The organism is Chryseobacterium sp. BGARF1 (genome assembly GCF_001677955.1).
Classification (GTDB): domain Bacteria; phylum Bacteroidota; class Bacteroidia; order Flavobacteriales; family Weeksellaceae; genus Chryseobacterium.
This window is the reverse complement of record NZ_LELA01000242.1, coordinates 1-201: the sequence shown is the minus strand read 5'-3', so window position 1 is coordinate 201 and position 201 is coordinate 1. Positions and strand designations below refer to the sequence as shown.

Sequence of the window (201 nt, the reverse complement as noted above, 5' to 3'; positions counted from 1 at the left end):
TTTTGGCAAGAAGCAGATATTTGCTTTATAAAACCAGAGAAAAATGGACTTCATCACAAAAACTGAGGGCAAAAATATTGTTCTCAGAATATCCCGATTTAGAAAAAGCGTATAATTTATCAGATGGACTTAGGAAAATTTATAATCAAAACATTGAAAAATCAGTTGCAATGTTAAAGTTAGCACATTGGTTTAAAGAAG

General features: G+C 29.9%; 1 protein-coding gene. It reads left to right on the top strand.

Annotated elements, in window-relative coordinates; translation table 11 throughout:
- On the top strand, positions 1-201 hold a 201-nt coding region (locus AB671_RS21855), incomplete at both ends, for a transposase (protein ID WP_185114141.1).